Genomic DNA, 476 nt, shown 5'->3' on the forward strand with positions numbered 1-476 from the left:
GTACGAGAACGCCGCGAGCAGTAAAATAATCCCGTACAGAGCTGTTGGTGTGGCAGCAAAAGAGCTTTCACCCATCCAAGCTGTTGTGAACGGTACGAGGGATAACCAGAAAAGAAGCAGCAAATTGAGCCACATTAAACGCCCGTTCATCGTTCGAACCATGTGCAGTAGATGATGATGGTTATTCCAGTAAATGCCGATATAAACAAAACTGAAGATGTAGCTTAAAATTTTTGGACCTAGCTCAATCAGTGCATACCAGTCATGGCCTTCAGGCACTTTAAATTCCAGCACCATGATTGTAATGATAATCGCGAGCACGCCATCGCTGAACGCTTCCATCCGATTCGCTTTCAAAGTGTTTCACCTTTTCCTCTCTTCGCGTTTAAACAGACTGGTTTAGTTAACGTAAAGCATTTTACACTATTCAAATAATACATATCTAGCATAATAACAGTCGCTTGAACATAACGCAT

Annotated in this window: 1 protein-coding gene; it reads right to left on the reverse strand. The window is 42.2% G+C overall.

Features of this window, described 5'->3' with window-relative positions:
* Window positions 1–357: TMEM175 family protein (locus SB773_RS30030; protein ID WP_410593840.1), on the reverse strand; the 357-nt coding region annotated here is incomplete at its 3' end.
* Window positions 358–476 lie beyond the last annotated feature (119 nt).

Source organism: Bacillus sp. SIMBA_074, from assembly GCF_046534555.1.
Lineage (GTDB): Bacteria > Bacillota > Bacilli > Bacillales > Bacillaceae_G > Bacillus_A > Bacillus_A mycoides.